The sequence below is a fragment of the Sphingomonas jatrophae genome (assembly GCF_900113315.1).
Classification (GTDB): Bacteria; Pseudomonadota; Alphaproteobacteria; order Sphingomonadales; family Sphingomonadaceae; genus Sphingomonas_P; species Sphingomonas_P jatrophae.
Genome location: NZ_FOZG01000001.1, coordinates 748404 through 768643, shown reverse-complemented (window position 1 = coordinate 768643; position 20240 = coordinate 748404). Strand labels below are relative to the sequence as shown.

At 63.8% G+C, this 20240-nt stretch carries 19 protein-coding genes and 1 tRNA gene; 11 read left to right on the top strand and 9 right to left on the bottom strand.

The window, feature by feature from the left end; all coding sequences use genetic code 11:
• Positions 1 to 62: 62 nt before the first annotated feature.
• The 3 genes from BM360_RS03635 (at position 63) to BM360_RS03625 (ending at position 2511) form a co-directional block, all read left to right on the top strand.
• Positions 63 to 770 (top strand): ParA family protein, encoded by a 708-nt coding sequence (locus BM360_RS03635; protein WP_093310864.1) that lies wholly within the window; start codon positions 63 to 65, stop codon positions 768 to 770.
• A gap of 86 nt (positions 771 to 856) precedes the next feature.
• Entirely contained in the window at positions 857 to 1165 is a 309-nt protein-coding gene (locus BM360_RS03630; protein ID WP_242653301.1) for a hypothetical protein, read from the top strand.
• Between the two features lie 14 nt (positions 1166 to 1179).
• Entirely contained in the window at positions 1180 to 2511 is a 1332-nt protein-coding gene (locus tag BM360_RS03625) for an SPOR domain-containing protein (RefSeq protein WP_093310847.1), read from the top strand.
• A gap of 54 nt (positions 2512 to 2565) precedes the next feature.
• Here BM360_RS03625 and BM360_RS03620 read toward each other — a convergent pair whose 3' ends face one another.
• Positions 2566 to 3165 (bottom strand): TIGR02466 family protein, encoded by a 600-nt coding sequence (locus BM360_RS03620; RefSeq protein WP_093310844.1) that lies wholly within the window; start codon positions 3163 to 3165, stop codon positions 2566 to 2568.
• Between the two features lie 129 nt (positions 3166 to 3294).
• On the opposite strand from BM360_RS03620, the gene BM360_RS03615 reads away from it, so the two are divergent.
• Positions 3295 to 3801: a GNAT family N-acetyltransferase gene (locus BM360_RS03615; RefSeq protein ID WP_165611191.1), complete on the top strand. Its 507-nt coding sequence runs from the start codon at positions 3295 to 3297 to the stop codon at positions 3799 to 3801.
• A 51-nt stretch (positions 3802 to 3852) separates the two neighbouring features.
• On the opposite strand, the gene BM360_RS03610 is transcribed toward BM360_RS03615, so the two are convergent.
• From BM360_RS03610 to BM360_RS03595, 4 genes are read right to left on the bottom strand one after another with little or no spacing between them, the layout of a single operon-like run.
• Positions 3853 to 5079: a dihydroorotase gene (locus BM360_RS03610; RefSeq protein ID WP_093310831.1), complete on the bottom strand. Its 1227-nt coding sequence runs from the start codon at positions 5077 to 5079 to the stop codon at positions 3853 to 3855.
• A complete protein-coding gene (locus BM360_RS03605; protein WP_423228884.1) occupies positions 5076 to 6137 on the bottom strand; it encodes an aspartate carbamoyltransferase catalytic subunit in 1062 nt (353 codons plus the stop codon). Before BM360_RS03605 ends, BM360_RS03610 begins: the two co-directional genes overlap by 4 nt.
• Complete coding sequence (gene ruvX / locus BM360_RS03600) at positions 6037 to 6507, bottom strand: Holliday junction resolvase RuvX (protein WP_093310823.1); 471 nt, start codon at positions 6505 to 6507, stop codon at positions 6037 to 6039. The genes BM360_RS03605 and ruvX overlap by 101 nt, the downstream gene beginning before the upstream one ends.
• 33 nt (positions 6508 to 6540) lie before the next feature.
• Entirely contained in the window at positions 6541 to 7656 is a 1116-nt protein-coding gene (locus BM360_RS03595) for a DUF3089 domain-containing protein (RefSeq protein ID WP_093310820.1), read from the bottom strand.
• Between the two features lie 128 nt (positions 7657 to 7784).
• Between BM360_RS03595 and gatC the strand changes: the two genes are divergently transcribed.
• A complete protein-coding gene (gene gatC, locus BM360_RS03590) occupies positions 7785 to 8072 on the top strand; it encodes an Asp-tRNA(Asn)/Glu-tRNA(Gln) amidotransferase subunit GatC (RefSeq protein ID WP_093310816.1) in 288 nt (95 codons plus the stop codon).
• 121 nt (positions 8073 to 8193) lie between these two features.
• Positions 8194 to 9675 (top strand): Asp-tRNA(Asn)/Glu-tRNA(Gln) amidotransferase subunit GatA, encoded by a 1482-nt coding sequence (gatA, locus tag BM360_RS03585; RefSeq protein WP_093313696.1) that lies wholly within the window; start codon positions 8194 to 8196, stop codon positions 9673 to 9675.
• A gap of 57 nt (positions 9676 to 9732) precedes the next feature.
• Here the strand turns inward: gatA and BM360_RS03580 are convergent, their stop codons facing one another.
• The gene (locus BM360_RS03580; RefSeq protein WP_093310813.1) at positions 9733 to 10557 is read right to left on the bottom strand and encodes a regulator of G-protein signaling domain-containing protein; all 825 of its coding nucleotides are present in this window, start codon (positions 10555 to 10557) and stop codon (positions 9733 to 9735) included.
• A gap of 137 nt (positions 10558 to 10694) precedes the next feature.
• On the opposite strand from BM360_RS03580, the gene gatB reads away from it, so the two are divergent.
• Positions 10695 to 12194, top strand: a complete 1500-nt coding sequence (gene gatB, locus BM360_RS03575; protein WP_093310811.1) for an Asp-tRNA(Asn)/Glu-tRNA(Gln) amidotransferase subunit GatB — start codon at positions 10695 to 10697, stop codon at positions 12192 to 12194.
• Between the two features lie 39 nt (positions 12195 to 12233).
• On the opposite strand, the gene hspQ is transcribed toward gatB, so the two are convergent.
• Entirely contained in the window at positions 12234 to 12620 is a 387-nt protein-coding gene (hspQ, locus tag BM360_RS03570) for a heat shock protein HspQ (protein WP_093310807.1), read from the bottom strand.
• Positions 12621 to 12733: 113 nt separating this feature from the next.
• On the opposite strand from hspQ, the gene BM360_RS03565 reads away from it, so the two are divergent.
• From BM360_RS03565 to BM360_RS03555, 3 genes are all read left to right on the top strand, one after another.
• Positions 12734 to 12823 (top strand) — tRNA-Ser (locus BM360_RS03565).
• A 105-nt stretch (positions 12824 to 12928) separates the two neighbouring features.
• On the top strand, positions 12929 to 14545 hold the full coding sequence (locus tag BM360_RS03560) for a DUF6538 domain-containing protein (protein ID WP_242653398.1): 1617 nt from the start codon (positions 12929 to 12931) through the stop codon (positions 14543 to 14545).
• A 251-nt stretch (positions 14546 to 14796) separates the two neighbouring features.
• A complete protein-coding gene (locus BM360_RS03555; protein WP_093310802.1) occupies positions 14797 to 15876 on the top strand; it encodes a DNA cytosine methyltransferase in 1080 nt (359 codons plus the stop codon).
• Positions 15877 to 15902: 26 nt separating this feature from the next.
• Here BM360_RS03555 and BM360_RS03550 read toward each other — a convergent pair whose 3' ends face one another.
• Positions 15903 to 16787, bottom strand: a complete 885-nt coding sequence (locus BM360_RS03550) for a NaeI family type II restriction endonuclease (protein ID WP_093310798.1) — start codon at positions 16785 to 16787, stop codon at positions 15903 to 15905.
• A 50-nt stretch (positions 16788 to 16837) separates the two neighbouring features.
• Here BM360_RS03550 and BM360_RS03545 point away from each other — a divergent pair, with 50 nt between their 5' ends.
• A complete protein-coding gene (locus tag BM360_RS03545) occupies positions 16838 to 17281 on the top strand; it encodes a very short patch repair endonuclease (RefSeq protein WP_093310795.1) in 444 nt (147 codons plus the stop codon).
• A gap of 278 nt (positions 17282 to 17559) precedes the next feature.
• On the opposite strand, the gene BM360_RS03540 is transcribed toward BM360_RS03545, so the two are convergent.
• Positions 17560 to 20013 carry a P-loop NTPase gene (locus BM360_RS03540; protein WP_131819172.1) on the bottom strand — a complete coding sequence of 818 codons (2454 nt, stop codon included), beginning with the start codon at positions 20011 to 20013 and terminating at the stop codon, positions 17560 to 17562.
• Between the last annotated feature and the right edge of the window lie 227 nt (positions 20014 to 20240).

The following is a 20240-nucleotide window of genomic DNA, read 5'->3' as shown; positions in this document are numbered from 1 at the left end:
GTTGTTAGCCGTGCTCGTGCATCTTCTTCGCCGAACGGATGGATCCGGACCGGGGGCGGTGGATGCGCATATTGGCCTTGTCATCGCAGAAAGGCGGTTCGGGCAAGACGACCTTGTCGGGTCATCTCGCCGTGCAGGCTGAGCGGGCCGGCGCCGGACCGGTCGTGCTGATCGACATCGATCCACAGGCGAGCCTGGCCGATTGGTGGAATGAGCGGCGCGATGAAACGCCAGCCTTCGCCCAGACCACCGTCGCCCGCCTTGCCGCCGATCTGGAGGTGCTGCGCCGCGAGGGCTTCCGCCTCGCCATCATCGATACGCCGCCCGCCATCACCATGGCGATCCAGAGCGTGATCAACGTGGCGGAGCTGATCCTCATCCCCACGCGACCCAGCCCGCACGATCTGCGCGCGGTGGGCGGAACGGTCGATCTGTGCGAACGCGCGGGCAAGCCGCTGCTGTTCGTCGTCAACGCCGCCACGCCCAAGGCGCGGATCACGCACGAGGCCGCCGTGGCGCTGTCGCATCATGGCACCGTCGCCCCCATCATCGTCCATCACCGCACCGATTTCGCCGCATCGATGATCGACGGCCGCACCGTCATGGAGGCGGATGCCCGCTCCAAATCGACGCAGGAGATCGAGGCGCTGTGGGCCTATGTCTCCGATCGGCTGGAGAAGAATTTTCGCCGCACCGTCTTCACCGTGCCGGGCGGCGTGCCGCATGGGCGCGCAGCGGGCGGCTTCGGTCGGCGCGTGGTGGTGCAGTGAAGCCCGCTGGCGAGCCTCGCTTTGCCGCGCTCACCTCCGGGCTGCTCGCCCGGAAGGGAGAGGCACGTCCCGCAATGCGATTGGCGGTGGAGCTGACCGGCGACGATCTCGGCTGGAACGATCTGGGCCAGATGCCCAACGAACCTGCCCGCCAGCAGGCCGAGATCGCAGAGCGGCTCGCTTTGGCCCGCGAGGAGGCGGCGCCGGTTGCCGGACGCAAGGCGTTCACGCTGCGCCTCGATCCCGCCCGCCATCTGGCCTTGCGCCTTGCCTGCGCGGTGCGCGGGCAGTCGGCGCAGGCATTTGTCACCGAGGCGCTCGACGCCATGCTCGCAACGGCGCCGGTCGCGGCCGCGCTGCCAAAGGCCCGCCGTGGGCGTGGCCGCAAAGACTAGACTCCGGGGGTTCCATGAAGACCTGCACGCTCTCCAGATTCGCCGCCTCCGGGCTCGTGCTCGCGGTGTGCGCCATCGGCTGCAAGCCGGCGGGCGACGCGCGACCGATGGCAGCCTCCTCGTCGCTGCCGAAGGCGGCGAAGGGCGCGGCCAAGGCTGCTGCCCGTGCCGAAGCGGCCCTTGCGGCGCAAAAGCCCGCCGTGGCCGATGCCGAGACGGCGGTGGCTCTTGTCCCCAATGACGCGCGCTACCGTCAGTTGCTCGGCCAGGCCTATCTCGCCGCAGGCCGCTTCGCCTCGGCGGCGACCAGCTTCGGCGACGCGCTCGCGCTCGATCCGGACCTCGGCCGCGCACGGCTGAGCCTGGCGCTCTCGCAGATCGCGACGGGACAGGCGGAGACCGCCCGCACAACGCTGACCGAGGCTGCGGGCAGGGTGCCCGATGCCGATCGCGGCCTGGCCTTCGCGCTTGCGGGCGATGCGTCGCAGTCGATCACGCTGCTGGAAGGCGCGGCGCGGGCGCCTGGCGCCGACGCCAAGACCCGCCAGAATCTCGCGCTCGCTTATGCGCTGGCCGGCGAGTGGACGCGCGCGCAGGCGATGGCGGCGCAGGATCTGTCACCGGCCGACGTGGATGCCCGCATCCGCCAGTGGGCGGCGCTGACCCGCTCGTCCGGGGCCGATGCACGCGTCGCCGCGCTGCTGAAGGTGACGCCGGCGGCCGATCCCGGTCAGCCGACCCGCCTCGCGCTTGCGCCAGCCGAGACACGCCTCGCCGCCGCACCGGCGGAGCCCGTCACGACTCTGGCGGCGGCCGATCCGGTCGCCGCGCCGGCTGCTCTTGACGAACCGGTGGAGATTGCCGCCGCCGCTCCACCGCCGCCCGCACCCGAGCCGGTCTTCTACGCGCCATCCGCGCCTGAGGTGCCGCCGCTGATCCGCGCGCCGGAAGGCATTGTTCGCAGCGCGGTGGCATCGCCGGACCGACCGCCGCTGGTGCTTGCCAACCACACCAGTTTCGCCAAGCCTGCCGCGCAGCGTGGCGGTCAGTGGGTCGTCCAGCTCGGCGCCTTTTCGCGCGCCACGCCGATCGATACGGCTTGGGAGAAGCTGAGCAGCCGGATGCGCCTGCTCGCCGGCTTTACGCCATCCCACGCGCCCGTCCAGCAGGCGAGCGGCACACTGACGCGCCTGACGCTGGGCGGCTTCGCAACGCGGATGCAGGCTGTCCAGCTGTGCGCAAGCATCCGCGCCACCGGCAACCCCTGCTTTGTTCGCGCGGCAGCGGGCGAAGCGCCGGTGCAGATGGCCGCGCGCAAGAAGGCGGTGCAGGTGGCGGCGCGCTGAAGCCGCTCGGGTGCGGCGGACGGCGAGTTCACTGACGAGGGCGGCGCCCGCCTTTCACCGATAGTTGAAGCTGATCGAGATGCGCGCGTCCTTCGCGTCGCTCGGCATCACCTCGTGCCGCAGCCAGCTTTCCCAAAGGAAGATCGCGCCGGGCGTCGGCTCGGCATAGACAAAGGGCTGCAGGTCGGCGCTCGCGTCGGGCCGGCGGAGCGGTGCGCTCATCAGCATCGCCAGCCGCGGATCCTCCAGCTTCAGCGCGCCCGAGCCCGGCGGCACCTCGACATACAGCGTGCCAGAGATCGCACTGTGCGGGTGGATGTGGCCCGAATGGACGCCGCCCCGCTTCATGACGTTGACCCACAGGCTGTCCAGCTTCAGCGGCCGGGCAAGATCGAACGCGCATTCCTTGGCGAACGCCGCGACGTGGCGGTTCAACACCCGCACCAGATCGGCAAAGATCGGATCGCGCTGCGGCAGATCGTTGAGCGAGGCGTAGGAGGTATAGCCGCGATAGCCCTTCTCCTTCGACCAGGCGCGACCGGCGCGGTCATCCTCGGCCAGCGCGCGGCAGCTGTGCGCCAGCTCCTCCAGCAAAGCGGGATCGTCGAGCGCGCTCTCTGAAAAGAGCGTGGCGAAGAGGCGGCGGGTCGTCATGCAGCGGGGATAGGAGGAGGCGAGGGGCTTGCCAACGGCGGCCTGATGCCGAGGCCATATGCGGCAAAGCAGAGATTGGGGCGCCGCTGCCAGATCGAGGAGATATGCCCACATGATAATGCCGCCGTCATGATCCAGAACAGTGTCGTTGAGACCGCGCGACTGACGATCCGCCCGTTTGAGTTCGCTGATGCGGCGGGCCTTGTCGCGATCCTTGCGGATCCACAGGTCTCCCGCTTCGTCGGGGATGGGCAGGCCTTGTCGGGAGATGACGCCGCTCTTTGGGTCACGAACTCCCGGGCCAATCTCGCGCGCTATGGCTATGGGACCGGCGCAGTGATCGAGCGATCGAGCGGTCAACTGATCGGCTGGGCGGGCTTCGCTCGTCCAGCGGACGGGCCTGAGCAGATAATCTATGGCCTCATGGCGGCGCATTGGCGGCGAGGCTTCGGATCCGAGATCGTGCGCGCCTTGGTCGATTTCGCAACATCCCGGGCGATCGATCCGGTATCGGCGACCGTTGATCCGTCGAACAGCGCCTCGGTGGCTCTTCTGACGAAGCATGGTTTCCGTCTGATCGAGCGCGGCTTTGGCGGCGAGGCCGACAGCGATCTTTATCAGCGCACGCGCGAGTGAAGGTAAAAGGCGTCAGCCGGATAGAAGATACGCTCGCCTCCTCCTGCGGCCTCAATTCAATGCCACGCCACCCTTGATCGTGCGCACCACGCGGCCCTGCACCGGCAACGCATCGAACGGCGTGTTGCCGGCAGCGCCCGCCATCCGATCCGAGTCGATCCGCCACGGCGCGCCTTCGTCCACCAGCAGCAGGTCGGCCTCATCACCCACGTCCAGCCCGCCACCCGGCAGGCCGAGCAGCCGTGCCGGGGCGGTGGAGAGCAGGTCGAACAGGCGGGGCAGGGCGATCACCCCGTCGCGCACCAGCGCGAGGCTGAGCGTCAGCAGCGTCGCCGCGCCCGCCATGCCAGGCTCCGCATCGGCGAACGGCAGCCGCTTGGCCTCGGGCCCTTGCGGATCGTGGCCGGAGCAGATCAGGTCCACCGTCCCGTCCCGCACCGCCTCGATCGCGGCCAGTCGGTCGGCTTCCTCGCGCAGCGGCGGGGAGAGGCGGGCGAAGGTGCGGAAGGGCCCGATCGCCTGATCGGAGAGGAACAGATGCGCCGGCGTGATCCCGCACGTCACGCGGACGCCGCGGCGCTTGGCGGCGCGGACGAGATCGAAGGCGCGCGCGGTGGTGATCTGGCGAAAGTGGATCGCCGCGCCCGCCTCCTCGGCCAACATAAGGTCGCGCGCCACCGCCATCGCCTCGGCCGCCGCGGGGGCGGCAGGCAGGCCGAGCCGCGTCGCAGTCTCCCCATCGGTCGCCACGGCGCCTGCGGTCAGGCTGCCATCCTCGGCATGCGCGATCACCGGCAGGTCAAGCGCACTCGCATAGCCGAGCAACCGCAGCATCACGCCGGAGTCAGCGATCCAGCCACGCCCGGTCGCCACCGCGACGGCACCCGCCGCGCGCATCAGACCGATCTCGGCCAGCTCGCGCCCCGCAAGCGCCTTGGTTCCCGCCGCGATGGGATGGACCCACACGTCGGGCTTGCCCGCCTGCGCCGCCCGCTGGACGAGGGCTGCATGATCGAGCGGCGGCGACTGATCGGGCATCAGCGCCGCACGCGTAATCCCGCCCGCGACGAAGGCGGGCAGGTCGATGGCGAAGCTGCCGACGTCGACCAGCCCGGGTGTCACCAGCAGCCCGCTCGCGTCGATCCGCTCGGCCTCGGCCGGCACATCGAAGTCGCCCACCGCCGCGATCCGCCGGTCGACGATCAGCAGATTGCCCGGCTGCACCGACCCGGCGCGCGGGTCGACCAGTCGCCCGCCAAGGATCGCCAGCGGCCTCATGCGGCGATCCCCCGCCGCTCGCGCGTCAGCACGTCAAGGCACGCCATTCGCACCGCCACGCCCATCTCCACCTGCTCGGTGATCGCCGAGCGCACCGGATCGTCCGCAACCGCCGAGTCGATCTCCACCCCACGGTTCATCGGCCCCGGATGCATCACCAGAGCATCGGGCGCGGCGCGTTCCACCCGTTTGTGGGTCAGGCCGTAAAGCGCATGGAACTCGCGAGCGGAGGGGACGAGCGCGCCGTCCATCCGCTCGCGCTGCACGCGCAGCATCATCACGACGTCAGCGCCGTCCAGCCCGGCATCGAAGTCGGTGAAGCGCTGTGCCCCCATCCGCTCGACCCCGGCCGGCAGCAGGGTCGGCGGGCCGACCACGCGCACCTCCGCGCCCAGCGTCGTCAGCGCATGGATGTTGGAGCGCGCGACGCGGCTGTGCAGCACGTCGCCGCAGATCGCGACCACCAGCCCCTCGATCCGACCCTTCCGCCGCCGGATCGTCAGCGCGTCGAGCAGCCCCTGCGTCGGATGTTCGTGCCGCCCATCGCCGGCATTCAGCACCGGGCAGTTCACCTTGTCCGCGATCAGGTGCACCGCGCCCGAGCGGTCGTGGCGGATCACCATGACGTCGGCGCGCATGGCGTTGAGCGTGATCGCGGTGTCGATCAGCGTCTCGCCCTTCTTCACGCTCGATTGCGCGACCGCCATGTTGACGACGTCCGCACCCAGCCGTTTGCCCGCCACCTCGAACGACAGCAAGGTGCGCGTCGACGCCTCGAAGAAGGCGTTCATCTGCGTCAGGCCGGCAAGACGCCCGTCATGCTTAGCGGTGCCCCGGTTCAGCGTCACCCACTGCTCCGCCTCGTCCAGCAGATAGGTGATCTCCCACGGGTGAAGCCCGGCGAGGCCGAGCAGGTGGCGGTGGGGAAAGGGGGAGGCGCTCACGGGGCGGCGGCTATCAAAGCGAGCCGCCGAAGGCCAGTCCGTCGATGGCGCCCTGCAGGATGTAGGCGGCGGCCAATTTGTCGACCAGCTCCGCCCGCCGCGCACGACTGGCATCGGCCGCGATCAGCGTGCGCGTTACCGCCGCGGTGGACCAGCGCTCGTCCCACAATAGCATCGGCAGGCCGAGCGGCTCGATATTGCGCGCGAACTGGCGAACGGACTGCGTTCGCGGCGAATCGCTGCCGTCGAGATTGAGCGGCAGGCCGATGACGATGCCCCGCACCGATTGCGCATCGAGGATGGCCTTGAGCTTCGCCCGGTCGACCGAGAACTTCACCCGCACGATCGTTCCCGCAGGCGATGCGATGGTCCAACCCGCGTCGCACAGCGCCACGCCGATCGTCTTGGTGCCCACATCCAGTCCCGCCAGCCGCCCGCCCTGGGGCAGGAGATCGCGAAAGTCGGGAAGGGACAGGACGGGCATGGCGGCGTCCTTGCGCGCGCCAGCCCGCTCCGTCTAGCCGCGCGCCAGGAACGCCGCCGTGCGGGCCGCGGCGTCCGCGCGAATGTTCGCCCAGAACAGCATATAGTCGAACACGTGATAGTTGCGGCCCGGCAGCACGTAGCGGCCGAAGCCCTGCGGCTCCCCGCCGATCATCAGGAAGCCCGAGGGATCGCACCGCGCCGGCACGCGGCCCGTTACCAGATCGGCGCCGTCCAGATTGGCACGCGGCACCAGCGCGCCGAGATTGGCTCCGGGCAGCGCGGCGGTTGCGGGCGCGCCGGTCAGCGGGTTGACGCAGAGCATTGCGGTGCCCCGCCGCGGCCGCCCGGTCATGCCCGTGGTCGCGTCATAGATGGCGCGAATCTGGCGCGTGTCCGCCGGCTCGGCAAAGCTCTGCCACGCGACGATGCAGCCCGGCTGCCCCGGCCCGGCACATCCGGGCAGGCCGAGCGCGGGCAGATCCGCCTCGATCGAGATCGGCCAGCCCGGCGCGTAGACCGCCACGATCCGCTTCGCGACGGCCGAGCCTGCGATGCGATCCCGCAGCAGGTGGACGAGGTGGAGCGACCCCTGGCTGTGCCCCGCCAGCAGGATCAGACGATCCTCGGGCACCGCAGCGACGAACGCATCCCAGGCGCGCAGCACGTCGGCATAGGCGAATTCCAGCGCGCGCTGGGCATTGCCGTCCGTCGTCAGGAAGGCGCCGATGGAGGCCTGCCGATAGCGCGGCGCCCAGACCGCACCGACGCCGTTGAACGCGCTCGCCTGCGTCGAGGCGAACAGGCGCAGCCGATCATTGGCACCGGCATCGTTCAGCGGCGCATTCCACTGCGCGCGACTGAGATAAGTGGTCGGCGAGAGGTAGAAGACGGCAACCTGCGGTTTCGTCGCTGCGGTCACGCCGGCAGGTGTCCAGCGCGAGGGATCGTCGGCCAGATCCGGGCGTGACAGCCACGCGGCAGGCGTCGCATAATCGGGCGCACCGGCATCGGGCAGCGGCTTGAACGGTGCCGACGGCACGAAGGCGGCGCGCATCAGCTGGTCCTGAAACAGGTTCCATCCGATAGCCGCGGCAAGCGTCAGCATGACCAATCCCGCAATGACATAGAGGAAGCGACGCGCCGCCAACCGGCTCTCCTTTGTGCAATGCAGCATAACCCTGAAGGGTTCCAGCGGGAATAGCGGCCCCGCCGCCCGTGTCCATGCGGCACAGGAGGTGGTTGCATGGCCATCAACCCCTCTGCTAGCCGCGGGGCATGTCCGTCGATGCCATCACCGTCCGCAAGATTGCCAGTCTCGCCCGTATCGCCGTCACCGACGCCGAGGTGGAGGCGCTGGTGCCCGAGCTCAACAACATCCTCGATTGGGTCGAGCAACTCGGCGGTGTCGATACGACGGGGGTGGAGCCGATGGCCTCCGTCATCCCCAATCGCCAGCGACTGCGTGACGACGTCGTCACCGACGGCGGCATCCGCGACAAGGTGCTCGCCAATGCGCCGCAGGCGGAACACGGCTTTTTCGCGGTTCCCAAGGTGATCGAGTGATCGCCACCGCTCCGTTCGTGCTGAGCTTGCGGAAGCTCAGTTCTTCCTCTTTCCGCGCCGAAGAAGAGCAGGGCTTTAACAGGCTCAGCCCGAACGGTGAGGTTTCAGCCCGATGAGCAGCATGACCGATCTCACCGCCCTCACCATCTCCGATCTGCGCGACGGCTTCCGCGCCGGCAGCTTCTCCGCCCGCGAGACGGCGGAGGCGTTCAACGCCGCGGTAGTCTCCGGCCGTCCTCTGAACGCCTTCCTGGTCGAAACGCCGGACCATGCGCTGGCCGCCGCGGACAAGGCGGATGCGGATCGCGCCTCGGGTGATCTGAAGCCGCTGTCCGGCGTGCCGCTCGGCATCAAGGATCTGTTCTGCACCGCAGGCTACGCCACTACGGCGGCCTCCGGCATCCTCGACGGCTTCGTGCCGACCTATGATTCAACGATCACGTCCAAGCTGTTCGGCGCGGGCGCGGGGATGCTGGGCAAGCTCAACCTCGACCAGTTCGCCATGGGGTCGTCGAACGAGACGAGTGCATTCGGCAACGTCCTCAGCCCGTGGCGTCGCAACGATGGTGGCAATGCCGCGCTGGCGCCAGGCGGCTCGTCGGGCGGCTCGTCCGCTGCTGTCGCCGCGCGGATGGCGCCCGGCGCGACCGGCACCGACACCGGCGGCTCGATCCGTCAGCCCGCTGCCTTTACCGGCATTTCCGGCATCAAGCCGACCTACGGCCGCTGCTCGCGCTACGGCGTGATCGCCTTCGCCTCGTCGCTCGATCAGGCGGGGCCGATGGCGCAGACGGTGCGCGATTGCGCGATCCTGCTGGAAACGATGGCAGGCTTCGACCCGAAGGATTCGACCTCGCTCGACGAGGCTGTGCCCGCCTGGGAAAAATCATTGTCGCCCGATCTCAAGGGCAAACGCATCGGCATTCCCAAGGAATATCGCGTCGACGGCATGCCCGCCGAGATCGAGGCGCTGTGGCAGAAGGGCATAGACTGGGCCCGCGATGCGGGCGCCGAGATCGTCGAGGTGTCGCTGCCGCACACCCGCCACGCCCTGCCGACCTACTACATCATCGCACCGGCGGAAGCGTCGTCCAACCTCGCCCGCTATGATGGCGTGCGCTACGGCCTGCGTGACCTGCCCGAGGGCGCGAACCTGCAGGACATGTATGCCGCCACCCGCGCGCACGGCTTCGGCGCTGAGGTGAAGCGCCGCATCATGATCGGCACCTACGTGCTGTCGGCGGGTTTCTACGACGCCTACTACACAAAGGCGCAGCGCGTGCGCGCGCTGATCGCGCGCGATTTCGAGGAGGCTTGGGGCAAGTGCGACCTCCTGCTCACCCCCACGGCGCCCTCCGCCGCCTTCGCGCTGGGTGAGAAGTCGGCCGATCCGCTCGCCATGTATCTCAATGACGTGTTCACCGTCCCATCATCGCTCGCCGGCCTTCCGGCGATGAGCGTGCCGGGCGGGCTCGACGCGCAAGGCTTGCCGCTCGGCCTGCAGATCATCGGGCGCCCGCTCGACGAACAGGGCGTGCTGGATGCCGGCCTTGCGATCGAGGAACGCGCCGGCTTTACCACGCGCGCGAATCGCTGGTGGTGATCTCGCCAGGCCGCGGCGCTCTCTGTTGAAGAGAGCAGCCCCGGCCAGGCGAGTGTCTCAGCTGTTCAGGGCTTGGCCGAGCGCCTTGTTCAGCTTGTCCAGATCCACCTGTTTCGCCTTCATCGTGGCATCGAGCGCGTCCGTGACCGACTTGCGGTAGCGAGGCACATTGTCACCATCGAGCAGCTTGATGATCTCGGGGCCCGCGATCTTCGGATGTGCGCCCGCCATGATCTTCTTCACGGTCGCGCTGTTGATGTTGATCTGGTTGGTCGCCTTGTCGCCGATATAGGTCTTCTTGAGATATTCGGCGTCCTTGTTGATGTCGCGCAGGAATTCCACGCTCTCGAACGCCATCTCCTTTTTCAGGTGCGCTTCGAACTCCTTCTTGCGCTTGCTGTCCTTCATGATGTCCTGAAAGCCCATCTTGGCCATGGCGGCACGTTCCGCTTGGAGCGCCGCGATCACCTTGCGGAGCGCACCGGCTTCCTTGTCCAGCTTGTCGACCACCTTCTGGTCGGGGCCCTTCAGCTTCTTCTCGACCTCGGCCAGCTCCTTCTTGAACGAGCCGAACCCCTGCTTCTGCAGGCTGCGCAGCGTCGCGGCGAGCTTCTCCAGATCCTTCTCGGCCAGCACATTGTGGATGCCGAGCACGCTCTTGTAGTTGCCCGCCGCGATCGCGACCTTGATGTTCGGGCCGTCCTCGATCAGCTGCACCTCGGCCTCCTCGTCATCCTTCATCGCCAAAGCGAGCTTGTTCATGTCGGGCTTGCGGAACGCGATCTTGATGCCGAGCATCGAGACGGCTTTCGTGGCTGAGGCGAGCGCCTTGTCGACATCCTTGATCGTCTTGGCCGTGCTGATCGTCTGCGTCTTAGCCACGGTGATCCTCCCTCGTTGCGCCCCTGTCTCTAGCGCGTGCGGCCGCCTCCGATGTGCGCGCAATCACTCAACCCTGCTGTCGCGGGCCGCTTGCTTGTGTAGAGGGGATGTGTTGCCAATCTAGCGGACCCGAGATCATGCCCGACGCCAGCCCCGCCCCTTACCGTATCGAAGGCGCCACCGGCGCGTGGGAGGTCGTCATCGGGCTTGAGGTCCACGCCCAGATCACCTCCAACGCCAAGCTGTTCTCCGGCGCCTCCACCGCCTTCGGGGCGGAGCCGAACGCCAATGTCAGCCTGGTCGATGCGGCGATGCCGGGGATGCTGCCCGTGCCCAACCGCGAGTGCATCCGGCAGGCGGTCCGCACCGGCATGGCGATCGACGCGCAGATCAACCGCTGGAGCCGGTTCGATCGCAAGAACTACTTCTATGCCGATCTGCCGCAGGGTTATCAGATCAGCCAGCTCTATCACCCGATCGTCGGCGAAGGGTCGCTCGCCATCCAGACCGATGCGGGCGACAAGGTGATCGGCATCGAGCGCATCCATGTCGAGCAGGATGCCGGCAAGCTGATGCACGATCAGCATCCGACGCGCTCCTACGTCGATCTCAATCGCTCGGGCGTCGCACTGATGGAGATCGTCAGCCGCCCCGACATGCGCTCGCCAGCGGAGGCCGGCGCCTATCTGCGCAAGCTGCGCGCCATCCTCCGCTACGTCGGCTCGTGCGACGGCAATATGGAGGAAGGCTCCATGCGCGCGGACGTCAACGTCTCCGTCCGCAAGCCCGGCGACCCGTTCGGCACGCGCACCGAGACGAAGAACGTCAACTCGGTCCGCTTCGTCATGCAGGCGATCGAGGGCGAGGCGCGTCGCCAGATCGATGTGCTGGAGGCGGGCGGCAGCATCGTTCAGGAAACGCGCCTGTTCGATCCGGACAAGGGCGAGACACGGTCGATGCGCTCCAAGGAGGATGCGCACGATTACCGCTATTTCCCCGATCCGGACCTGCTGCCACTGGAATTGGACGACCTGTTCCTCGAGGAATGCCGCGCGTCGCTACCCGAGCTGCCTGACGTAAAGGCCACGCGCTACCGCGACGTACTCGGCCTCGCGCCGGGCAATGCCGAGGTGATCCTCGCCGATGTGGCCAACGCCCGCTGGTTCGAGACCCTGCTGGCCGAGGCTGCCGCGCGGCAGGGCAAGCCCGAGCCCGAGGTGGCCAAGGCCGCGTCCAACTGGTTCGTCTCCGACCTGTTCGGCGCGCTGAACCGCCTCGGCCGGGACATCGAGGATTCACCGGTCAGCGCAGGGCAGGGGGCCGAGCTGCTTGCGCTGGTGGCGGACGGCACGCTGTCCGGCACGCTCGCCAAGCAGGTGTTCGAGATCATGCTGGAAACCGGCGACGATCCCGCGAAGATCGTCGAGGATCGCGGCCTCAAGCAGACCAGCGACACCGGCGCGATCGAGGCGGAGATCGCCAAGGTCATGGCCGCCAATGCCGACAAGGTCGCCGATTATCGCGGCGGCAAGGACAAATTGTTCGGCTTCTTCGTCGGGCAGACGATGAAGGCGATGGGCGGCAAGGCGAACCCGGCCGTCGTCAACGATCTGCTGAAAAAGGCCCTCGCAGGCTGATCCGGCCGTGGGGCGCCCTGTTAAGGGGCGCCCCGCCGATCAGTGGCGATGCTCGCGCCGGAGGGCGTAGCGCCCGTCGGCATAGCCGTCGAACAGCCCGCCCAGCGCCGGATGATCGACCGGCTCGTCACTCTCGTCATGCTCCAGATTCTGCTGGCTGACATAGGCGACGTAGCTCGATTCGGCGTTTTCCGCGAGCAGGTGGTAGAAGGGCTGGTCCTTGCGCGGCCGCATGTCGAGCGGAATGGCCTCATACCATTCGTCCGTGTTCGCAAAAACGGGATCCACGTCGAAGATCACGCCGCGGAATGCGAAGTGACGATGGCGGACCACATCGCCGATGGCGAAGCGCGCATGCGCGATCGCCGGCGCCGCGAGGGCAGGCTCGGCCAGGGCACGGCGGGGGGTGGCGTGGGTCTCGGTCATGCCATCAATTTAGGGCATCGCCCGAGTTGGACAAGCGCCCTTGGCAAGTCGCAAAAGCTTGGCTAGGAGCGCCCCCCTGACCCGGCGTCCCCGACGCCGCGCGCCGACCTTGCGGAGAGGTGCCAGAGTGGTCGATTGGGACGGTCTCGAAAACCGTTGTGCCTTCACGGGTACCGTGGGTTCGAATCCCACCCTCTCCGCCAATTCCTCGTCAAGCTGCTGAGATGGCTCAAAGGCCTTGATTTGCAGTGTTTCTGCGGGAATGCTTGCCATAAAATCTGCTACAAAAGGGGCAGGTCTTGCGGCGTGTGAAGGGGCATCGTTACCTCTACCGTAGAGGAGAGCAGCTCGTGTTTCGGCGTGGCGTACCTGAGCGCGCGCGCGGCGCATTCGGCGGGCGTCGGGAGGTTCAAACATCACTTGGCACAGGGAGCCTCGCGGAAGCACGACACCTGCTCTTTCGTGAGCTGGCAAAGTTCGAAAATTTGTTGTCGGCCGCTACCGGCGTCCGGTCGCCGACCGAAGTGCTCGAACGGACGCACGAACCTAGCGTTCAGGAGATTGAGGAAGGCGTTCGGGAATGGTTAGCCGAGCGCGTCGGCAGGTTGGCTCAGGAGGCGGATACCGTCGACGATGAGCAGCGCGCTGGTGCGCTGACGCGAGATTATGAGGCGCTTGCACGGAGCGCTGCTGGCGGGGCTCGCATAGGCGGCGAAAACGTGATGATGACCGATTGGATCGTCGAAACGTTGACCGAGCGGTTCAGATGGCGGATCGCGGCTGGCAACCCGTTGCACCGGCGGCTGACGAAGCTGGTGAGCCGAGGGCAGATCGAGGCGGCCCAACGCTTCCAACAGGAGGTCAATGGCGATCCGGTTCGAGTGCTAGACGAGACTTTCTCTCCCGAGCGTTATCGGCTTGATGAGGAGCGCCAGCGGGAACGTCATTCCCAGACGCCGATCTCCATCCTCGCTTTGTTCGACGGCTATGCACGCGAGCGGGAACCCGCGCCAGCGACGGTGAAGGCATGGCGGCGGCAACTGTCCGCCTTCGTGGCATTCTCCGGCCATGACGATGCGACCAAGGTCACGCCGGAAGACGTTATCGCGTGGAAGGATCATTTGCTGCACAAGGCTGGCAAGTGCGGTACAGGGTTGAGCGCTAAGACTGTTGGTGAGACTTACCTCTCGGCGTTGAAAACCACGTTCCGCTGGGCGGTAGAGAACCGTAGGCTGGCTACAAATCCCGCATCTACCGCACGTGTCCGAGGGGCAAAGCGCGTCCACCAGCGCGAGCGCGGGCTGAACAATGACGAGGCGAGGACGATCCTTGCTGCAACGCTCACGCCGCCGCCGCCTCGCCTCTCGCCTGAACGTGCACTGGCGCGGCGCTGGGTACCGTGGCTATGCGCCTATACCGGGGCGCGGGTGAACGAGATCACTCAGCTTCGCGGCAAGGATGTCGTCGAGGTTGACGGCGTTTGGACGATCCACATCACGCCGGAGGCCGGGAGGATAAAAACGTCGATGGCTCGCACGGTGGCCCTCCATCCACATTTGATAGACCAAGGCTTCCTTGACGTGGCAGCGGCGAACCCAAGCTACCTCTTCTTCAATCCGGGACGGCAGCGCGGAGGATCGGAGGGAAATCCCCACTCGAAGAAGGTAGGCGAGTACCTTGCCCATTGGGTGCGAGAGATCGGTGTCGCTGATCCCAACGTACAACCCAATCACGGCTGGCGGCATCGTTTTAAGACGGTAAGCCGCAACGTCCGGATGGACCCGGAGGTTAGAGACCGCATCCAAGGCCATGCGCCGCGAACCGAGGGCGAAGGATACGGAGACGTATCGCCAGCGGCGATGCGGAGAGAGATCGAGCTTTTGCCGAGGTATGAGGTGACGGCCGAGTTCGAGGCGCAGCGGTAGCTTCCCAAGCTGGTGAATTTCGCGGATTTCTGCGGCACTTGCTTGTAAACTGGCGCAGGATCGCCCTTTAGAACAGAATGGCTTGCGAAAGCGCTGTAAACTGCAGATTGCCTCCGCACTTCCGGAAGGCAACTGCTTTTTCGAACTTGCTTGACGAGAACATAGGCGGAACATAATTGCTTGGTTTGGAGAAGGCGGATAAGCGTTGCAGCGTTCTTCGGGCTGTTTCATACCGTGCCAACGGAGCAGGCATGTCATTTCGCATAATCGACCTCTTCGCCGGTGCGGGCGGTATGACCCTTGGCTTCACCGATCCGCGCTTCGGTGGAGGGTTCGAGAGCGTATGGTCCGTAGATAACGATTTGGCAGCGACGAAGACGTTTGCGGCCAACTTCGGTGGTCATGTCTCATGCACTGACATCGACGCATGGATCAGGGATGGCGGTTCGGTCCCCGTTGCTGATGTTGTTATCGGTGGACCACCATGCCAGGGGTTCAGCCTGCTGAACAAGCGCCGTGACGGCGATGCGCGTCGTGCCTTGTGGCAGCCATTTATGGATGTGGTTGAGCAGAGCGGCGCAAGGGTCTTCGTTATCGAGAATGTGGCAGAGCTACGCGGCTCTCCAGAGCACGAATTAATCACCATGCGAGCCCGCGACCTCGGCTTCGAGACGGTTAGCGGTGTGCTGCAGGCAGCAGATTATGGAGCGCCTCAGACCCGCAAGCGAACCGTCATTCTGGGCTGGCGTTCGGCAGGGGCATCAAGCCCCGTCTTTCCTCCTCTGCCTACACATGCTTCGCCGGACCGTCGGTCGAACCTCCCCGCTTGGAGAACAGTGAGGGACGCCATCGGTGACCTTCCTGCTCCAGTCGGGACCGAGCCGCGCTCCATAGCCTCCCCCTTCAACCTGCATTTTGGTCGGAACCCAACCGCAAAGAGCGTTGCACGGTATAAGGCGGTGCCTGCCGGAGGCAACCGCTTTGACTTGCAACGGGTTGCTCCAGAGATCACACCTCAGTGTTGGATCAGAAAGAAGTCGGGAGGAACCGACTTGTTTGGTCGTCTGTGGTGGCATCGTCCCTCGGTTACTATCCGCACGGAGTTCTTCAAGCCGGAGAAGGGGCGCTATCTGCATCCTGAGCAGCATCGTCCGATTACGCATCGAGAAGCGGCGAGACTGATGGGCTTCCCAGATGACTTTGTATTCGTCGGTAGCAAGACAGAGATTGCTAAACAGATAGGAAATGCAGTGCCACCGGCTCTTGCAAGCGCAATCGCACAGGTTGTTCGCGATCTGTTGAACGAAGTTCAGTCAAAAGTAGCCGCATAGAAAAGCCCGACGCCTTACGACACCTCCTAGAGCTGACCTACCGCTCGAAGAACTCCGATCTGTTTCGGCGTACTCGCCTTGACCGCCATATGTTCGTCATTTCCAATCCGAGGCAACCCTAATTGCTGGAGCACTGGGTTGAAGTAGTTGCCAGAAAGCAAAGCTATCCCTTGCGGCTTTAGGATGTCCTTTGCCCCAGCATTTCCACGCAGCCTTTTCATCGGGTCAAGTTGATCATGCAAGAGAGCCATAACTACTCGGCGATGAATAGGGCGTCCGAGGTTCTCGCTGAAAAAGGCTGCCGCCCTGTGTGCGCCGCTTACCTTTAATTTCCTAAGCTGGCGAAAGCGCACCATATCCAGCCCTGTCCAACGGTTTGGCGGCCACTCGACGCCGTTCGCAAGCCACAAGATATTGCTGAACGCATTGGAGTTAATGCGTCGCTTCATATCTCTATTGGGCGCGCCGAGGTACTCGGCACGAGCGAGAATTAGACCCATCCAACTTCGCCGCTGATGCTCATTTGACGCGATAAGCAGGCAAGGCCCCTGCTCTCGGATCGTCTCCGGAGGGATCATCCAGCACCAACTGTCGCCCACGGTGTTCTTCACATCAACGTCATAGCCACCAAGCACGAGATCGCGCACCCCCTTTGGCGCATCAAGAAGATCTCGAATGAAATGCTCGATCTTCAAACCCACAAAGGTCTTCTCAACATTGTCGAGCTCACTTAAGCGGGTCCGCCCGGTTCTGACTGGATCAAGCACGAATTCTACCGCGTCAAGAGCACGCTCACCGAGCTCTACGTCGAGGCGATCTGGAACCCTCTGCCAGATGTCCGCGGCCAATGCCGCCAGCACATTATGATCGGGGTGACCAGGATGAACCCGGCTTATCGGTGCTACAGCCATGCGCCACTTTGCCAGACTACCTTTTCGCCGCCAACTGGTAAGGAGCCTGCATGGCAGACCATCTGAGCCCGGAAGCTCGAAGCGCCAACATGGGTCGTGTTAAGGGCGCAAACACCGGCCCAGAGGTGCAGGTTCGCAAGATCGCACATCGGCTCGGGCTCCGTTTCCGCCTGCATCGTCGTGATCTTCCGGGTACGCCCGACCTAGTGCTGCCTCGGCACAAAGTTGCGATTTTCGTTCATGGCTGCTTCTGGCATCGGCATAAAGGTTGCTCGAGAGCCACCACACCCAAAACTCGGGAGACATTTTGGTTAGCTAAGTTCGAAGCGACTGTCAGACGAGACGCACAACATGAAGTTGCGCTGATCGCACTCGGATGGCGAGTACTTACGATTTGGGAATGCGAGATTAAAGATCGTCAGCTTATCGAGCAGCGACTGATTATTTCAGCTCAAAACGTAAAGCAGGAGGATAAGTGCATTACCATGCCTTGATGTTGGCAGATAAAGCCCTTTGGAGTGGCACGTCACACGGATACTCGATGATCCCGCTCCAGTTAACTTGACTGACGACTGGAGAGTGCTACGTCACTCGAGTGACGAGCCGTCCGCCGTCAGCCCTTTCGTCACCGCTTTATTGACGCCCCCCAAGCCGGATGGACTGCGTACTGGCACGACATAAAGAGGTTCGTTTGATTACGAGAACTGGGACCCCTCGAGCATAAAAGGGTACCTCATCTAAACGAGGCTTCTCCCATGTCGATCCACGATGCTTACCTACTTGCTGCTTCAGCATCGGTGATAAGCCTCATCAGATCGTCATCGTCTGAGAAGGTGCTGCGAGCGTACTTCGCATGCTCATTGAGCTTGTTTATCTGCGAGCTGCTGAGCCTGAGGCCCATGCTCAAATAGTCTCGTGTACCCCTAAATAGCACGACATAGGGCTGCGCGTTTGACCGAAGCCATCGCTGCTCAAGGATGATAGCGTCGTCCAATTCTCGGAACGCGTCCGTGAATGAGGCCGGAGCAGAACCTTCAGGAGCAGCCATTTGCGCGAGCAGCACCTTCCCTAAAGTCGTTAGTGTCAAAGGGTGTCTCTCAACCACGACTGCGTGCCTCGCGTGACGAACCGCGAGGTCCAGCTGCTCCCATCCCTCGGACGAGGGCTGCTTAGCTTGAAACTGTGCAAGATGGAGCAGTGCAACCTGCTCCCAGTACCGAGAGTTCCATTTAAACCTCTCTTGAACAGCCGCATAGAACTTCCGTGCGGATGGCCCTAGAAACTTTTCAGCCACTTCGTCGAAGTCAAAAAGTCGCCCTGCTAAACGCGCCTCCGGTGAGCGTCGCCGGATCGCAGCCCGGTTCACACGTGGCGCAATGCTGTTAGCAAGAGCGATAAAGACGTCTAACAGGAGCTCTATGTTATCAGTAGCCACAATCGTTAGCGCGCGCTGTCCGATGGTGGCATTCAGGGGTGCGATAAACCTGCTGCCACCGACCTCTTCGGTTACAGCCAGTGGAAGGTGGTGACTGCTTCGAAGTTGGTTCGTGAGACCGATTGCCCCAGAGGCTGAGACAAGAATGCTTTCACGGAGACCCCCATTGATACAAAATTGTGCGAGAGCAGCGATGAGGTAGCGCTTCTTTTCGGTTGAGTTATGCTGCTCAAGTAAGCTGCGAATAATGCCATCGAGCGGCCGAAAATCATTCATAATCCGGCAGCATGCTACAGCTATCGGCTCTGAAGTTAGCGCGCCTGAAAAACGATCTATATCGCGAGGAGCGCTGCGGTCACCGAGGAAGCCTGCATCCGAGTAGTTTTGAAAAAGCGCATCAGTTTCACGTTGTACGAGGCGTAGACCGTTACGCCGAGTGACAGACACACCGTGAAGTGCCTGCATGATGTAACGATCCCGGTACACGCGTTCAGCCGCTACAAACACTAGATCAGTCTTTTCTAGTATCTGGATCGTATCAGCAATCGAATGAACCTGATCCGCGAAGTTATCAACGATAATCACCAATGGGCCATCGATCAGATCGATCATTGATGCCGTGAACTTTGGCTCTATTCGGCCAAGCGCCGAGCATATCAAAACGGGAACGCTCAATCTCGAAAATTCAAAAGCCAGTCGGCGGAGGATTGTCGTCTTTCCTCCACCGGGATCATCTTTCAAATAAACGAGAGATGGGCGATCTTTCTCTGCAACTAGAAGATTTTGGACGAGAGTTACAATTGCACTGGTCTGCTCGCGTGCAACATCAAGCTGCGATACAAGGTCGCTCCAAGAGGGGGCGCGTCCAAGAAGAAAGCTCGGGTCATCGATGTTAGGCTCCGCGGCAGACGGAACGCGGGTGAAATCAGTAGCAAAGGTAGCTAGATCCTTTGCAGAGAGGGTAGCTGGAAACAGCGCCCTTGAGGTCTCAGGTATTAACCCGATGGGCGTTGGTCGATCAGCTACTAATCTATTTAGAGCCAACATAAAATCCGTCGACGTTCCCAGGAACAGTTCGAGCCCGTATTTCGCACAGTCATGCCGCGTTATAGCGTTATCGCTCGTTGTAACCAAGATCGACGGACCGCGATCTGGTCTGGCTGTTGTGGGAGTGCGCATGGACATGTAGTATTCCAGGTCGAACTCGTCGAGTGCTGTCCCCATGATGATGAAAGGGTCAACAGGTAGGCTCTCTGCGAGAACAACCATCCAAGGGTTATGATGATGTAACTGTCGGAGGTACTCATCTCTGGAGAAGATAAATCCATCCTCCGCTTTTCCGACCCAGCCATGCAAATGGATGATTGGAACCGACGCGAGACTTGGGTCATCCTCATAAGCGTCTCGGTAATTTCGCGTAATCTGGTCCTGTAAGCGCTTGGGTGTCTCATATGCAGCTTGGAGCGCATCATCGATGTTGAGTGAGAATACCCGCTTCCAAACGAATGAGGGTAGAGCCTTTAACGCGTCGCTAGGTGTACAGCCGCTAAATCGGTCAATGACCAAAGTTTGCCTTTCGTCTTCTCCGAGAAGAGCGAACACACGCTGGAGAGGAGTGCTGGTCGGCACTTTTTTGTGATCGGCAAGCTCCGCCGCGTACGTTCCTCCTAGAGGAAGTGGGATGCCATCCCGATTGAACCCTCCGTAGCTGGCACCTGCGCCCACAAGGAGGCTATACCTCCCAGTGCGAACGTCGCGGATCAAGCGTTCATTCTGCTCGCTGCTGAACATCACATTCTCCCAGCGCTGAATTGCAGCCAGGCAGTTCGACGTCAATCGGCTTAACTTGTACCGCTGCCTCTTGAAGGCAGCCGCTCGTGGTGGCGTAGGGTATCACAACGCCTTGCCCCAATGAGACCGATGCGAAGGCTGCGCTGATGTCTCACATCGGTGCAACTCGGGTCAGTGAGACGCCTTCTCGCTGCTTCCAAGGCCCCGTGAGACGCGGGTGAGACCGT

Bases quoted from the DNA above. Each gene is read 5' to 3' on its own strand.
- BM360_RS03635 (WP_093310864.1), top strand. From the start codon at position 63: ATGCGCATATTGGCCTTGTCATCGCAGAAAGGCGGTTCGGGCAAGACG.
- BM360_RS03625 (WP_093310847.1), top strand. From the start codon at position 1,180: ATGAAGACCTGCACGCTCTCCAGATTCGCCGCCTCCGGGCTCGTGCTC.
- BM360_RS03620 (WP_093310844.1), bottom strand. From the start codon at position 3,165: ATGACGACCCGCCGCCTCTTCGCCACGCTCTTTTCAGAGAGCGCGCTC.
- BM360_RS03615 (WP_165611191.1), top strand. From the start codon at position 3,295: ATGATCCAGAACAGTGTCGTTGAGACCGCGCGACTGACGATCCGCCCG.
- BM360_RS03610 (WP_093310831.1), bottom strand. From the start codon at position 5,079: ATGAGGCCGCTGGCGATCCTTGGCGGGCGACTGGTCGACCCGCGCGCC.
- BM360_RS03605 (WP_423228884.1), bottom strand. From the start codon at position 6,137: ATGCCAGTCGTGCGCGGCGGGCGGAGCTGGTCGACAAATTGGCCGCCG.
- ruvX (WP_093310823.1), bottom strand. From the start codon at position 6,507: ATGCCCGTCCTGTCCCTTCCCGACTTTCGCGATCTCCTGCCCCAGGGC.
- gatC (WP_093310816.1), top strand. From the start codon at position 7,785: ATGTCCGTCGATGCCATCACCGTCCGCAAGATTGCCAGTCTCGCCCGT.
- gatA (WP_093313696.1), top strand. From the start codon at position 8,194: ATGACCGATCTCACCGCCCTCACCATCTCCGATCTGCGCGACGGCTTC.
- gatB (WP_093310811.1), top strand. From the start codon at position 10,695: ATGCCCGACGCCAGCCCCGCCCCTTACCGTATCGAAGGCGCCACCGGC.
- hspQ (WP_093310807.1), bottom strand. From the start codon at position 12,620: ATGACCGAGACCCACGCCACCCCCCGCCGTGCCCTGGCCGAGCCTGCC.
- BM360_RS03555 (WP_093310802.1), top strand. From the start codon at position 14,797: ATGTCATTTCGCATAATCGACCTCTTCGCCGGTGCGGGCGGTATGACC.
- BM360_RS03550 (WP_093310798.1), bottom strand. From the start codon at position 16,787: ATGGCTGTAGCACCGATAAGCCGGGTTCATCCTGGTCACCCCGATCAT.
- BM360_RS03545 (WP_093310795.1), top strand. From the start codon at position 16,838: ATGGCAGACCATCTGAGCCCGGAAGCTCGAAGCGCCAACATGGGTCGT.
- BM360_RS03540 (WP_131819172.1), bottom strand. From the start codon at position 20,013: ATGTTCAGCAGCGAGCAGAATGAACGCTTGATCCGCGACGTTCGCACT.